Annotated in this window: 11 protein-coding genes and 1 other annotated feature; all 11 genes read right to left on the bottom strand. The window is 48.3% G+C overall.

All coding sequences use genetic code 11. The features are described from left to right. Positions 1-10: 10 nt before the first annotated feature. The 11 genes from fusA to rplA all read right to left on the bottom strand — a co-directional run bounded on the left by fusA (position 11) and on the right by rplA (position 14,445). Positions 11-2,089, bottom strand: coding sequence for an elongation factor G (gene fusA, locus BN3279_RS01310; protein ID WP_059048876.1), 2,079 nt, complete (start codon positions 2,087-2,089; stop codon positions 11-13). Positions 2,090-2,136: 47 nt separating this feature from the next. Next, positions 2,137-2,607 carry a 30S ribosomal protein S7 gene (rpsG, locus tag BN3279_RS01305; RefSeq protein WP_018753997.1) on the bottom strand — a complete coding sequence of 157 codons (471 nt, stop codon included), beginning with the start codon at positions 2,605-2,607 and terminating at the stop codon, positions 2,137-2,139. A gap of 55 nt (positions 2,608-2,662) precedes the next feature. Beyond that, complete coding sequence (gene rpsL / locus BN3279_RS01300) at positions 2,663-3,085, bottom strand: 30S ribosomal protein S12 (RefSeq protein ID WP_018753998.1); 423 nt, start codon at positions 3,083-3,085, stop codon at positions 2,663-2,665. A 143-nt stretch (positions 3,086-3,228) separates the two neighbouring features. Then, the gene (locus BN3279_RS01295) at positions 3,229-3,480 is read right to left on the bottom strand and encodes a ribosomal L7Ae/L30e/S12e/Gadd45 family protein (protein WP_059048875.1); all 252 of its coding nucleotides are present in this window, start codon (positions 3,478-3,480) and stop codon (positions 3,229-3,231) included. Positions 3,481-3,600: 120 nt separating this feature from the next. After that, positions 3,601-4,035, bottom strand: coding sequence for a VOC family protein (locus tag BN3279_RS01290; RefSeq protein WP_059048917.1), 435 nt, complete (start codon positions 4,033-4,035; stop codon positions 3,601-3,603). A 259-nt stretch (positions 4,036-4,294) separates the two neighbouring features. Beyond that, complete coding sequence (gene rpoC / locus BN3279_RS01285) at positions 4,295-7,909, bottom strand: DNA-directed RNA polymerase subunit beta' (RefSeq protein ID WP_059048874.1); 3,615 nt, start codon at positions 7,907-7,909, stop codon at positions 4,295-4,297. Between the two features lie 43 nt (positions 7,910-7,952). Then, complete coding sequence (gene rpoB / locus BN3279_RS01280; RefSeq protein WP_059048873.1) at positions 7,953-11,498, bottom strand: DNA-directed RNA polymerase subunit beta; 3,546 nt, start codon at positions 11,496-11,498, stop codon at positions 7,953-7,955. 337 nt (positions 11,499-11,835) lie between these two features. Beyond that, positions 11,836-12,435 carry a class I SAM-dependent methyltransferase gene (locus BN3279_RS01275; protein ID WP_059048872.1) on the bottom strand — a complete coding sequence of 200 codons (600 nt, stop codon included), beginning with the start codon at positions 12,433-12,435 and terminating at the stop codon, positions 11,836-11,838. Between the two features lie 102 nt (positions 12,436-12,537). Then, positions 12,538-12,903, bottom strand: a complete 366-nt coding sequence (gene rplL, locus BN3279_RS01270; protein WP_059048871.1) for a 50S ribosomal protein L7/L12 — start codon at positions 12,901-12,903, stop codon at positions 12,538-12,540. 71 nt (positions 12,904-12,974) lie between these two features. Then, positions 12,975-13,484, bottom strand: a complete 510-nt coding sequence (gene rplJ / locus BN3279_RS01265) for a 50S ribosomal protein L10 (RefSeq protein WP_059048870.1) — start codon at positions 13,482-13,484, stop codon at positions 12,975-12,977. Positions 13,485-13,519: 35 nt separating this feature from the next. Beyond that, positions 13,520-13,666: a sequence feature (ribosomal protein L10 leader region), on the bottom strand. A gap of 86 nt (positions 13,667-13,752) precedes the next feature. Beyond that, on the bottom strand, positions 13,753-14,445 hold the full coding sequence (gene rplA / locus BN3279_RS01260) for a 50S ribosomal protein L1 (protein ID WP_059048869.1): 693 nt from the start codon (positions 14,443-14,445) through the stop codon (positions 13,753-13,755). Positions 14,446-14,568: the final 123 nt, after the last annotated feature.

The following is a 14,568-nucleotide window of genomic DNA, read 5'->3' as shown; positions in this document are numbered from 1 at the left end:
CAACGAATAATTATTCTGCGCCTTTGTTCTTGGATACGATTTCTTCGGCGATTGTCTTAGGAACTTCTTCATAGTGAGAAAGTTCCATCGAGAACACACCGCGTCCTTGCGTACCGGAACGAAGCGTAGTCGAGTAACCGAACATTTCGGAAAGAGGTACCTTGGCACGAATGATTTGCGCGCCCCCACGGGAATCCATACCTTCGATTCTACCGCGACGGGAGTTCAGCATACCCATTACATCACCCATGTATTCTTCCGGAACCGTTACTTCAACCTTCATGATTGGCTCAAGAAGGGCTGGCTGACATTTCTCCTTGGCTGCCTTAAGCGCCATGGAACCAGCAATCTTAAACGCCATTTCACTGGAGTCAACATCATGGTATGAACCGTCTACGATAGTAGCTTTGACATCTACCAGAGGGAATCCGGCGATAACACCGCTCTTCATAGCTTCTTCAATACCTTGTTGTGCAGGAGCAATATACTCTCTTGGTACGGAACCGCCGACAACCTTGCTCTCGAACTGATTGCCTGTACCTGGCTCCAGAGGTTCGAATTCAACCCAGACGTGACCGTATTGACCACGACCACCGGACTGACGAACAAATTTACCTTCAACGCGACCTGCAGTTTTGAACGTTTCACGGTAAGCAACTTGAGGTTTACCTACATTCGTATCTACTTTGAATTCGCGGCGCATCCGGTCGATGATGATATCCAGGTGAAGCTCACCCATACCAGCAAGGATCGTTTGTCCCGTTTCTTCATCTGTATGAGCACGAAGCGTAGGATCTTCTTCTGTCAATTTACCGAGAGCCACGCCCATCTTATCTTGGTCGGCTTTCGTCTTAGGCTCAACTGCAATTTCGATAACCGGATCAGGGAAGTTCATCGATTCAAGAATAACCGGCGCCTTCTCATCACACAGTGTATCACCTGTACCTGTATCTTTCAAACCTACAGCAGCGGCAATGTCACCAGCATATACTTCGCTGATTTCTTGGCGGCTGTTGGCATGCATTTGCAGGATACGGCCGATACGTTCGCGCTTGCCTTTCGTTGCATTCAGCACATACGAACCGGATTGCAAAATACCGGAGTATACGCGGAAGAACGTCAATTTACCAACATAAGGGTCGGTCATGATTTTAAAGGCAAGTGCAGCAAACGGTTCTTCGTCCGAGGAATGACGTTCTACTTCAGTACCGTCTTCCAAGTGACCTTGAATGCTTGCTACATCGATTGGAGCTGGCAAATAATCGATAACGGCATCCAGCACAAGCTGAATCCCTTTGTTACGATAAGAGGAGCCACAAACGACTGGGAAGATTTTAACTTCACAAACACCTTTGCGAAGTGCAGCTTTCAGTTCATCAACGGTGATTTCCTCGCCTTCGAGGTATTTCATCGTCAAATCTTCGTCCAGCTCAGCAACCTTCTCAATCAATTCAGCGCGCAACTCTTCAACCTTTGCAGCCAAATCAGCAGGGATATCAGTTTCTTCGATATCTTGACCCAAATCGTCTTTGTAAATATACGCCTTTTGAGTAACGATGTCGATAATACCGACAAAGTCATTTTCCGCACCGATCGGCAGTTGGATTGCAACTGCGTTCGCTTGCAGACGTTCGCGCATATCACTAACAACGTTCAGGTAGTCGGCACCGATGATATCCATTTTGTTGACATAAGCGATCCGAGGAACGCCATAGCGGTCCGCTTGTCTCCAAACGGTTTCAGACTGAGGCTCCACGCCTTCTTTCGCACTGAATACGCCTACAGCCCCGTCCAATACACGAAGGGAACGTTCGACTTCAACGGTGAAGTCGACGTGTCCCGGGGTATCAATGATATTTACGCGGTGACCTTTCCATGAAGCGGTTGTCGCAGCGGAAGTAATAGTGATCCCGCGCTCTTGCTCTTGTTCCATCCAGTCCATTGTCGCAGCACCTTCGTGAACTTCACCGATTTTGTGCGTACGGCCTGTGTAGAACAAGATACGTTCCGTCGTGGTCGTCTTACCGGCGTCAATATGCGCCATGATCCCGATATTACGTGTATTTTTCAAGGAGAACTCTCTTGCCATGAATCTGTCTCCCTTCAAAATAGAAGTTTTGGATTGTGGATATGATCCTACCAGCGGTAGTGAGCAAACGCTTTGTTCGCTTCCGCCATTTTGTGCGTGTCTTCACGTTTCTTAACGGAAGCACCTGTGTTGTTGGATGCATCGATAATCTCTGCAGCCAAACGCTCTTCCATCGTCTTCTCACCGCGGTTGCGGGAGTAGTTGACAAGCCAACGTAATCCCAAAGCAGTACGTCTTTCTGGCTTAACCTCGATTGGAACTTGGTAGTTGGCACCGCCGACACGACGAGCTTTAACTTCCAGTACAGGCATGATATTCTTGATCGCTGCTTCAAATACTTCCATTGGGTCATTCCCCGTACGTTCTTGAATCAACTTGAACGCATTGTAAAGGATGCTTTGAGCAACGCCGCGTTTACCATCAAGCATGATGCGGTTGATCAGGCGAGTAACAAGCTTGCTGTTATACACCGGATCCGGCAATACGTCTCTCTTGGTAACTGGACCTTTGCGTGGCATAGTTATCCCCCTTTCAGTACAAATTCAAACCTAATAATAGTAGTTCTAAGCGACCTTAGGATTTCTTCGCTTTTGGACGTTTTGCGCCGTATTTGGAACGGGCTTGCATCCGGTTGTTAACACCAGCGGTATCCAAAGCTCCGCGTACGATATGATAACGTACCCCCGGAAGGTCTTTGACCCGGCCGCCGCGAATCAGCACAACGCTGTGCTCTTGCAGGTTATGACCGATACCTGGAATGTAAGCCGTCACCTCTACACGGTTCGTCAAGCGAACACGAGCATATTTACGAAGTGCGGAGTTCGGTTTCTTAGGAGTCATAGTACCTACACGAGTGCAGACACCGCGTTTTTGCGGAGAACTCAAATCTGTAGCCTCACGTTTCAGAGCGTTAAACCCTCTTTGCAACGCTGGCGATTTGGATTTGTACACCTTATCTTGGCGTCCCTTGCGTACTAATTGGTTAATAGTTGGCATGTTGTTGCCACCCCCTTCCTCAAATTTCATGATCCTTTACAAAACCCTTGATTAAGCCCACAGACCCAGGCGGTTCATAAAAGAACAAAGGAAAAGTTCTTGCCGGAGAGTTCCCCCTCAATCAGCAAAAACGTTTCAATCAGCTATGGCTTAACAATCGCAACCATCGCCGCTCCCACCTCAATCCCGCAAGCTTCTCCGAGATTGGCCATCGTGTCTACATACGTAACCTTGACAGCGTGCTGGTTGCATAAGGCGACGATCTTCGATGTAAGACGCGGATCTGCATTCTCAGCTACATATACTTCTTCGGCCCGTCCAAGTTCAACCATTCGCATAGTTTGCTTGGTGCCGATCTTAACGGGTGCGTCTCGCAGTCCTTTATCATTAGACATATTCCGTCCTCCAAAGCACAGGGTGTATCCACACTCGCGCACTACGATATATTAGCACTTCTTCATAGGCCATGTCAAGCATATTATTCAGAGATATTTTTCAGAAAAACAAGACCCATTTTATTCGATAATCAGCATATCATTCTCGTCAAATTTCCATGAGTCTGCATAGGCCACTTCCCAATAGTAGCCGTCGGGATCCTGGAAGTATCCGCTATAGCCACCCCAAGACACTGTTTCCGGCAGCTTGGCAATAGTCCCTCCAATACTCTCAATTTTACGGAAGACGGTATCCACCTCTTCTTTGGACTTGGCGTTGTACGCCAAGGTAATGCCAGAAAAGCCGCTGCCGACCGAAGGAGGAGCTATTCTGTTGATATCTTGTACCAGTTCCTCCAAGGGGTAGAGCTCCAGTCGGGTACCCTTATTTTGAAAAAACACGATGCCCGGATTGTCCTCCCGACAAGAAGTAGCAAAGCCCAAGCCGTCTCGATAGAAGGCAAGTGATTTCTTCATATCCCGAACTCCAAGACAAATTAAATTAATGCGGTCCATGGCCGTACCCCTTTCAGCTTTGCATATTTCCTTACCATTAATGCCCCTCTCATCTTCTACCCGATAATATGGACCTTGCACCATCACAGCCACATTCCCGGAACCTTTCCGTCGCCTGATATAAGTTTCCACCAATTCCCCGGTTTGTATAAGTGGGATTCGCGAAAGCGGCACTAAAATCTCCAATTAGCCCCGTGACACAAAAAACCCGTAGAAGCTTCGACTGATGTCAAAGGCTTCTACGGGTTTTAAGGTTGCGCTATTCTACAGACACAGGCTCCAGACTTTCTTCTGCATTCTCGTCTTTTTCTGGCTCTTCGAATTGAATGCTACGGTAGCGATTCATGCCTGTACCGGCTGGAATCAGCTTACCGATGATAACATTCTCCTTCAAGCCGAGTAACTTATCGACCTTGCCCTTAATAGCAGCATCGGTAAGCACACGCGTCGTTTCCTGGAAGGAAGCGGCAGACAGGAAGGAATCGGTCTCCAGAGAGGCCTTCGTAATCCCGAGCAATACAGGTTTGGCCACAGCCGGCTCTTTACTGGATAGAATAGCCTGTTTGTTAGCCACTTCATATTCATGCATGTCAACAAATGATCCTGGCAGAAGCGACGTATCACCGGCATCCACGATGCGGATTTTACGCAGCATTTGACGAATCATAACCTCGACGTGCTTGTCGTTGATTTCTACCCCTTGGTTCCGGTATACGCGTTGTACTTCCTGCAAAATGTAGTTTTGTACACCGCGAATCCCCTTGATCCGCAATATTTCTTTCGGGTCGATGGAACCGTCGGTCAACTCGTCGCCCGCTTCGATTTCATCGCCTTCGCTTACACGCAGACGTGAACCATACGTAACGGAGTAGACTTTAGTTTCCGCTTCGCCTTGAACCTCGATTTCCCGACGATCCTTAGCTTCACGAATTTCCTTAACCACACCATCCAGTTCACTGATGGTAGCTTGCCCTTTCGGATTCCGGGCTTCAAAGAGCTCTTGAATCCGCGGCAAACCTTGGGTAATATCATCACCCGCAACGCCCCCGGTATGGAACGTACGCATGGTGAGCTGAGTTCCCGGTTCACCAATGGACTGGGCTGCAATAATACCAACTGCTTCACCGATTTCCACGTGCTTACCAGTAGCCAGGTTACGACCATAACACTTCTTGCAGACGCCATGACGAGCGCGGCAGCTAAGCACGGAACGGATTTGCAGCTTGGCTACACCCGCACCAACGATTTCATGTGCTTTATCGGAATCGATCAACTCGTTACGATGAACGATAACCTCACCCGTTTGCGGATGTTTCACCGTTTCAAAGGAATAACGTCCTTCAATACGGTCGTACAAGTCCTCAATAACTTCTTTACCATCCTGAATGACACTAACGGTAAAGCCTTTATCGGTACCACAATCTTCCTCGCGAACGATAACGTCTTGAGCTACGTCAACGAGGCGACGTGTCAGGTAACCGGAGTCAGCCGTCCGTAGCGCGGTATCGGCCAGACCTTTCCGCGCACCGTGCGTGGAGAGGAAGTATTCGAGGACGGTTAGTCCTTCGCGGAAGTTCGACTTGATCGGGAGCTCGATAATCCGGCCCGCCGGGTTCGCCATCAGACCCCGCATACCGCCGAGCTGAGTAATCTGGGATTTGTTACCCCGTGCCTTGGAATCAACCATCAGCATAATGGAGTTGTAACGGTCCATGGATTTCATCAGCACTTCAGTAATTTGATCCTTACATTTGGACCAGATAGCAATAACGCGGTCATAACGTTCTTCATTCGTGATCAAACCACGACGATATTGGTTTGTGACTACGCGTACCTTCTCATCTGATTCATGCAATATTGCCTGTTTCTCTTGCGGTACAATAACGTCCGATACCGCAATACTAACGCCGGCGCGAGTGGAATAAGTAAACCCGGTTTGCTTGATTCTATCCAGAATCACGGAAGTTTCCGTGGTGTGATAGATTTCGAAGCAACGCCCGATAATTTCTCCAAGATACTCTTTCCCTACGCCGCTGGCTTGAGGAGCATTCATAATGCGCTCCTGGACGTTAGCACCTTTATCATAGATAAAGTAATGTTCAGGCGTGCCTTGGAACAGATTGACGCGAGTAGCTTCGTTGATATACGGGAAGCTAGCAGGGAAAATTTCGTTAAAGATAATTTTACCCACCGTTGTAATCAACATCGCTTTTTGTTGCTCTTCAGTAAAGCTGGTTTTCCCGAGTGCCTTGACCGGAATAGCAACACGCGCATGCAATGAAGCTGTTCCACGCTGATAAGCCGATACTGCCTCGTTAATCGAAGACAGAATCAAGCCAGCGCCTTTAGCTTCATGATTATCCATGGTCAGGTAGTAAGAGCCCAAGACCATATCCTGCGAAGGCGTAACGACTGGTTTACCGTCTTTCGGGTTCAAGATGTTGCCGGATGCCAACATCAGAATACGTGCTTCGGCCTGAGCTTCTGCAGACAACGGTACGTGAACCGCCATTTGGTCACCGTCGAAGTCAGCGTTATAAGCTGTACATACGAGCGGATGGAGGCGAATTGCCCGGCCTTCAACCAGGATAGGTTCGAACGCTTGAATACCGAGACGGTGAAGCGTAGGTGCGCGGTTCAAGAGAACCGGATGCTCCTTGATTACTTCTTCAAGCACGTCCCAAACCTCTGGGCTGACACGTTCAACTTTACGCTTTGCACTCTTGATATTATGAGCCAAACCTTTGTTGACCAGTTCTTTCATTACGAAAGGCTTGAACAACTCCAGTGCCATTTCCTTCGGCAAGCCGCATTGATACATCTTCAGGTAAGGACCTACGACGATAACGGAACGACCAGAGTAGTCAACCCGTTTACCGAGCAAGTTCTGCCGGAAACGCCCTTGCTTACCTTTGAGCATATGGCTCAAAGACTTGAGCGGACGGTTACCTGGGCCTGTTACAGGACGACCACGACGACCGTTATCGATCAAAGCATCTACCGCTTCTTGCAACATACGCTTCTCGTTTTGCACGATAATATCGGGAGCGCCAAGATCCAGAAGCCGTTTCAAACGGTTATTCCGGTTAATTACCCGACGATACAAATCGTTCAAGTCAGACGTAGCGAACCGTCCGCCATCGAGTTGCACCATCGGGCGCAATTCCGGTGGAATAACCGGAAGAACATCAAGGATCATCCATTCCGGCTCATTGCCGGAGCTTTTGAACGCTTCAATGACTTCCAGACGCTTGATAGCACGGTTACGGCGTTGGCCTTGAGCCGTACGCAGCTCTTCCTTCAGAAATTCCAGTTCTTTATCAATATCGATATCTTGCAGCAACTTCTTAACCGCTTCTGCTCCCATACCGGCTTGGAATCCATAGCCATATTTCTCACGATAGCTGCGGTATTCCTTCTCAGATAACAGTTGCTTCTTCTCCAGTGGTGTTTCACCTGGATCAGTTACAACATAAGAAGCAAAATAGATGATCTCTTCCAGGGAACGCGGAGACATATCAAGCGCAAGGCCCATACGGCTCGGAATCCCTTTGAAGTACCAGATGTGGGACACTGGCGCAGCCAGTTCTATATGTCCCATCCGTTCACGACGCACCTTGGCGCGAGTTACCTCAACGCCGCAGCGATCGCAGACTACGCCCTTATAACGAACGCGTTTATATTTACCGCAATGACATTCCCAGTCTTTGGTTGGGCCAAAAATCTTCTCGCAAAACAGCCCTTCCTTTTCCGGCTTCAATGTACGATAGTTAATTGTTTCTGGTTTCTTAACTTCTCCGCGGGACCAAGAACGAATTTTATCTGGGGAAGCAAGCCCAATTTTCATATACTCGAAGTTGTTGACGTCCAACAAGGAGCATCCCTCCTTAACCAAGTCCTGATTTGACTGTAACGCTCTATTCTACTCCGACTTCCGCACCTTCCAGATTAAGGCTGAGCTTATCGCCCGACGCATCTTCCTCGTCGTCGATTTCCCTCATCTCAATCTCTTCTTCGTTTTCAGTCAAGATTTTCACATCCATACCCAAGCTTTGCAGCTCTTTGATCAAGACCTTAAACGATTCAGGCACGCCCGGTTCAGGCACGTTCTCGCCCTTGACGATGGATTCGTAGGTTTTCACCCGACCGACCACGTCATCCGATTTGACGGTAAGAATCTCTTGCAGCGTATAGGCGGCGCCATAGGCTTCCAGCGCCCACACTTCCATCTCCCCGAAACGTTGTCCACCGAACTGTGCTTTACCACCGAGCGGCTGTTGCGTAACGAGCGAGTATGGCCCTGTAGAACGGGCATGGATTTTATCGTCAACCATGTGTGCCAGCTTGATCATGTGCATGACGCCAACGGTAACTTCGCGTTCAAACGGTTCCCCGGTCCGGCCATCATACAGAATGGTTTTACCGTTACGTTGCATTCCGGCTTCTTCCATCGTATCGAAGACATCTTCTTCATTCGCGCCGTCAAATACCGGCGTTGCCACATGGATACCCATTTTCAGAGAAGCCATACCCAAATGGATCTCCAGAACCTGCCCGATGTTCATCCGAGAAGGCACGCCCAGTGGGTTCAAGACAACTTGAACCGGCGTCCCGTCTGGCATGAACGGCATATCTTCTTCCGGCAAGATGCGAGCAACGACCCCTTTGTTACCATGGCGTCCTGCCATCTTGTCGCCTTCAGAGATTTTCCGTTTTTGGGCGATGTACACGCGAACCAGTTGATTTACACCTGGTGGCAATTCGTCACCATTATCCCGAGTGAACACCTTCACGTCGACAACGATCCCGTCGGTTCCGTGAGGTACTCTCAGAGAGGTATCACGAACTTCACGCGCCTTCTCACCGAAGATAGCATGTAGCAAACGTTCTTCCGCTGTAAGTTCAGTTACGCCCTTCGGCGTCACTTTACCTACGAGAATGTCGCCAGCGCCAATCTCAGCCCCTACACGAATAATACCGCGTTCGTCCAGATTGCGAAGCGCTTCTTCCCCAACGTTTGGAATATCGCGGGTAATTTCCTCAGGTCCCAGCTTCGTATCGCGGGCTTCGGATTCATATTCCTCAATATGAATTGAGGTGTATACGTCCTCCTTAACCAACTTCTCACTGAGCAGAATCGCATCTTCATAGTTGTAGCCTTCCCAAGTCATAAACGCTACGACAACGTTGCGACCCAAAGCCAATTCGCCCATTTCCGTCGAAGGACCGTCAGCCAGAATGTCACCCTTCTTGACGACCTCTCCACGCTTCACGATCGGACGTTGGTTAATGCAGGTACCTTGGTTAGAACGCATAAACTTGTGCAGCTTGTGCTTGATAAGGTCGCCCTTAACTTCCTTGCCGTCGACCACTTCTACACGGCGTACCCAAATTTCATTGGCGGCTGAGCGCTCAACGATACCATCATGTTTGGATACGATACAAACGCCGGAGTCCTTGGCCGATTTATGTTCCATCCCGGTTCCGACAAGCGGAGCCTTAGGAATAAGCAATGGCACTGCCTGACGCTGCATGTTGGAACCCATCAACGCACGGTTGGAGTCATCATTCTCCAGGAACGGAATGAGCGCAGTCGCTACGGATACAACCTGCTTCGGAGAAATATCCATGTAATCCACGCGATTGCTCGGCAAGGTCAGGATGTTGTCCGATTGCTTGTTGTAACGAACGATGACAGACTCATCTTCAAATTGATTATCATCAGTAAGCTTTGCGTTTGCTTGCGCGATGATATAGTTATCTTCCTCGTCGGCCGTCAGATACGCGACTTGATCGGTGACCGTTCCCGTCTTCGGATCAACCCAACGATACGGCGCTTCAATAAAGCCGTATTCATTGATTCGTGCAAAGGTGGAAAGGGAGTTAATCAAACCGATGTTCGGACCTTCCGGCGTCTCGATTGGACACATCCGGCCATAGTGGGACGGGTGAACGTCACGCACTTCCATGCCGGCACGTTCCCGAGTCAAACCGCCGGGACCGAGTGCAGACAGACGACGTTTATGAGTCAGTTCCGCCAGCGGGTTCGTTTGGTCCATAAACTGCGACAATTGCGAACTGCCGAAGAACTCTTTAATAGAAGCAATAACCGGTCGTATGTTAATTAACGCCTGAGGCGTAATTACGTTAGCGTCCTGAATCGACATTCTCTCGCGAACAACCCGTTCCATCCGGGACAAACCGATACGGAACTGGTTCTGCAGGAGTTCGCCAACTGAGCGCAAACGACGGTTGCCCAAATGGTCAATATCATCCGTGCTACCGATACCATGCAACAGATTAATAAAATAACTGATTGAAGAGATAATATCAGCAGGGGTAATATGCTTCACCGCTTTATCAATGTCACGGTTGGCGATTACCTTAACTACCTTGCCATCTTCAATCGGAGAAAACACATCAATGGTTTGCAGTGGAACATCATCTGCGTCCAGAACGCCGCCGGCTACATGGTAGTCCTTGAACCCGACATTGCTCTCAAGAAGAGGCAGAATCTCGTCCAACAAACGGCGATCCACCATTTGTCCGGCCTCGGCAATAATTTCTCCCGTGGTCGTGTCAATCAGAGTCTCAGCAAGACGTTGATTAAACAAACGGTTTTTGATGTGCAGCTTTTTATTGATTTTGTAACGGCCTACGTTGGCCAGATCATAACGTTTTGGATCGAAGAAGCGTGCTACCAGCAGACTCTTTGCATTGTCTAGTGTTGGCGGCTCGCCTGGACGCAGACGTTCATAGATTTCGATCAGCGCTTTCTCTGTCGAATCGGTGTTGTCCTTATCCAATGTATTGCGGATATATTCATCGTTACCCAGCAAATCAAGAATCTCAGCATCCGTCCCGAAACCAAGCGAACGAAGCAGTACAGTTACCGGGATTTTACGAGTGCGGTCAATACGCACATAAATAATATCCTTTGCGTCCGTCTCCAATTCAAGCCATGCTCCACGGTTAGGAATAACGGTTGCGGTATACATCTTCTTGCCGTTCTTATCCACTTTAGTGCTGAAATAGACGCTAGGAGAGCGAACCAACTGGCTGACAATAACCCGTTCCGCACCATTAATGATGAAGGTGCCGGTTTCGGTCATCAGCGGGAAATCTCCCATGAATACTTCCTGCTCTTTGACTTCGCCGGTTTCCTTATTAATGAGCCGGACTTTCACCCGCAGCGGCGCCGCATAGGTAACGTCGCGTTCCTTCGCGTCATCCACCGTATACTTCGGTTCGCCCAGGCTGTAATCGATAAATTCCAACACCAGATTCCCAGTGAAATCCTGAATCGGCGAGATATCCTGGAACATTTCCCGAAGGCCTTCTTCCAAGAACCACTCATAGGATTTCTGTTGGATTTCGATCAGGTTCGGAACTTCGAGTATCTCGTTAATTCGCGCATAACTACGCCGAGTGCGTCGACCATATTGAACAAGATGTCCTGCCAACTTAAACTCACCCCTCATGTCTACTCACTTAAAAATTGATTGTCAACCCGTGTCGGTCACCTTATAATAGGACCATACGGATTCATCCACAAATAAAGAAAAGCCCTTATCGAATGCTTTCGAAAAAAGAGCATCATTATCCGTGTCGTTGCTGCCCTGATATCCTCATAACTGTTAGTTTATCCAAAATGTGCATATTATATGTAAAACAACGCGCTTTTATACATTGTTTTTACAAAGCTATTGACATTTCAGTCAACTAAAGTCATAGAGGGCATCCTAATGCTGACATTTTATAATAATAACATATTGGTTTTGTCAAGTCAACATGTTCCATTTACTGCTTGATCGCTTTGAAAATCCGATACCCCTTGTCCTTCGCAACTTCCTCCACGGATGCAAACAAAGATTCCAACTTCTCCTTGGCCGACGGTGCTCCTTGCTTCTTCTGAATGACAATCCATAACGCTCCGCCCGGCTTCAACCGTTCATGAGCTCCTTCAAAAATAGCATGTACCGTCGATTTACCAGCACGAATTGGCGGGTTGGTCAACACGATGTCATACCGCCCCTCTTCCAAGGCTGCATACAGATCACTCTCAAGAATGGTCACATTGCTAATTCTATTAGCTGCGGCATTCTCCCTTGCCAGTTCAACGGCTCGGCTGTTCACATCAATCATCGTGACATGTCCCTGTGTAGCCAGTCTCGCTGCCGTTAATCCAATGGGGCCGTAACCACAGCCCACATCAAGCACCTTGGCATCTGAAGCAATCTCCATCGCCTCAATCAACGTACGACTGCCAAAATCAACGCCTTCCTTGGCAAATACACCCGCATCGCTGATAAAACGATAGCTTTGCCCTCGCAATACAACCTCCCAGGTCTTACGCCGATGCGCAACGGTTGGTTTACTACTATAGTAGTGATCTGACATTCGTGCACCTCCTTACACAATCGGGATCGGTTCAAAACCCTTAAGCAGTAAAACAAACCCCTTGAATCAAGTTCAAGGGGTTTGCCGTAGGAAAGAAGGGAATTACTTCACTTCTACGCTTGCGCCTGCTTCTTCCAATTTTGCTTTTACAGCTTCTGCTTCTTCTTTAGCCACTTTTTCTTTCAGTGGTTTTGGTGCGTTATCAACCAGGTCTTTGGCTTCTTTCAAGCCCAAGCCAGTGATTTCGCGAACAACTTTGATTACGTTGATTTTGGAACCGCCTGCACTAGTCAGGATTACGTCGAATTCGCTTTGCTCTTCAGCCGCTGCTGCGCCTGCGCCGCCGCCAGCTACAACAACTGGAGCTGCTGCAGTTACGCCGAATTCTTCTTCGATTGCTTTAACAAGTTCGTTCAGTTCAAGAACGGTCATACCTTTGATTTCTTCCAAGATCGTTTCTTTACTCATGGTTGAACCTCCATTGTATAATAATTTATTGGTTTTGTTGAATCAACTAGCTTGTAGCAGACAGAGTAAGCTTACGCGCTTGCGCTGCCTTCTTCTTTCTCGGCAACAGCCTTGACTGCCAATGCCAAGTTGCGTACTGGAGCTTGAAGCACGCTGAGGAGCATTGAAAGGAGACCTTCGCGGGACGGCAGGCTTGCGAGAGCATTGATTTGATCTACGCCAACCACACGGCCTTCAACCACGCCACCTTTTACCTTCAAAGCTTCATTCTTCTTCGCGAATTCGCTCAGAATTTTAGCTGGAGCAATAGCATCTTCCGTACTGAACGCAATCGCTGTAGGACCCGTCAATACTTCATCCAGTTCGCTCAGTTCCGCTGCAGCCGTCGCACGACGAACAAGCGTGTTCTTAAGCACTTGGAATTCCACGCCAGCTTCACGAAGCTGTTTGCGAAGTTCAGTAACTTGAGCAACATTCAAACCGCGATAGTCGGCAACAACGGTCGTTGCACTTTCGCGCAATTTCGACGTTACTACTTCAACGGCTTCTTGTTTTGCTTGAATGACTTTTGCGTTTGCCAAACTTTACACCTCCTATTAGATTACATGAGCCTTCTTAATCACTAAAAAAAGCCTCCGTAGAATCACGAAGGCTCGATATACATCACACGCAGTAAAACTGCCATATTGACGTTCTATCACAACACCTCGGTAGGAAATTAAGCTTGCGCACCTACTGTCTACGGTAAGCATATTCTTATTTAAGTCTCACATGAAAACAACTTTTACAGTATACCAAGGACAAACCCTGGATGTCAATCCCTTCACTCTCGAAAGATAGAAAAGGATCTTATCTGTAAGATGCTGTATTTACGCGAGCGCTAGGGCCCATGGTCGAAGAAATCGCAATATTCTTCAAGTATACGCCTTTGGCAGCAGCCGGTTTAGCCCGGTTCAAAGCGTCAAGCAGAGCTTTGAGGTTCTCATTCAATTGCTCTTCAGTAAAGGATACTTTACCGATTGGCGCATGAATTTGACCTGCTTTATCCAGACGATACTCAATTTTACCTGCTTTGATTTCTTGAACGGCTTTAGCTACGTCAAACGTAACTGTGCCTGCTTTAGGGTTAGGCATAAGGCCTTTACCACCGAGCAAACGGCCGAGTTTACCAACTTCACTCATCATGTCCGGTGTAGCTACGCACACATCGAACTCGAACCAGCCTTGTTGGATTTTGTTGATCATGTCCTGATCGCCTACATAGTCAGCTCCGGCAGCTTCTGCTTCCTTCACTTTATCACCTTTGGCAAATACCAGAACACGTTGTGTTTTACCAGTACCGTGTGGCAATACAACTACACCACGAACAGCTTGGTCTTGTTTACGAGGGTCTACACCCAAACGAACTGCTGCTTCAACGGTTTCGTCGAATTTTGCAGTCGCTGCCTTCTTTACCAGCCCAACGGCTTCAGCAGGCTCATATGTTGCTTCGCTATCGATCAGCTTAGCAGCTTCAAGGTATTTCTTACCGTGTTTAGCCATTAAATTCGTCCTCCTTCGTGGTATTAGCGGAAATTCCTCCCACTTAAAGATGAACTCCATGTTGACGCAATGTGCGTCTCATAGCGATTCATCCGAGGGCAGATTGCTCCACCCTTGCTCCAA

Origin of the sequence: Paenibacillus senegalimassiliensis, from assembly GCF_001486585.1 — a bacterium.
Taxonomy (GTDB): Bacteria; Bacillota; Bacilli; order Paenibacillales; family Paenibacillaceae; genus Fontibacillus; species Fontibacillus senegalimassiliensis.
This window is presented reverse-complemented; position numbering and strand designations above follow the sequence as displayed.

Excerpts from the sequence above, each read along its gene's own strand:
- fusA (WP_059048876.1), bottom strand. The coding sequence starts at position 2,089 with ATGGCAAGAGAGTTCTCCTTGAAAAATACACGTAATATCGGGATCATG.
- rpsL (WP_018753998.1), bottom strand. The coding sequence starts at position 3,085 with ATGCCAACTATTAACCAATTAGTACGCAAGGGACGCCAAGATAAGGTG.
- BN3279_RS01290 (WP_059048917.1), bottom strand. The coding sequence starts at position 4,035 with ATGGACCGCATTAATTTAATTTGTCTTGGAGTTCGGGATATGAAGAAA.
- rplA (WP_059048869.1), bottom strand. The coding sequence starts at position 14,445 with ATGGCTAAACACGGTAAGAAATACCTTGAAGCTGCTAAGCTGATCGAT.
- rplL (WP_059048871.1), bottom strand. The coding sequence starts at position 12,903 with ATGAGTAAAGAAACGATCTTGGAAGAAATCAAAGGTATGACCGTTCTT.
- BN3279_RS01275 (WP_059048872.1), bottom strand. The coding sequence starts at position 12,435 with ATGTCAGATCACTACTATAGTAGTAAACCAACCGTTGCGCATCGGCGT.
- rpsG (WP_018753997.1), bottom strand. The coding sequence starts at position 2,607 with ATGCCACGCAAAGGTCCAGTTACCAAGAGAGACGTATTGCCGGATCCG.
- BN3279_RS01295 (WP_059048875.1), bottom strand. The coding sequence starts at position 3,480 with ATGTCTAATGATAAAGGACTGCGAGACGCACCCGTTAAGATCGGCACC.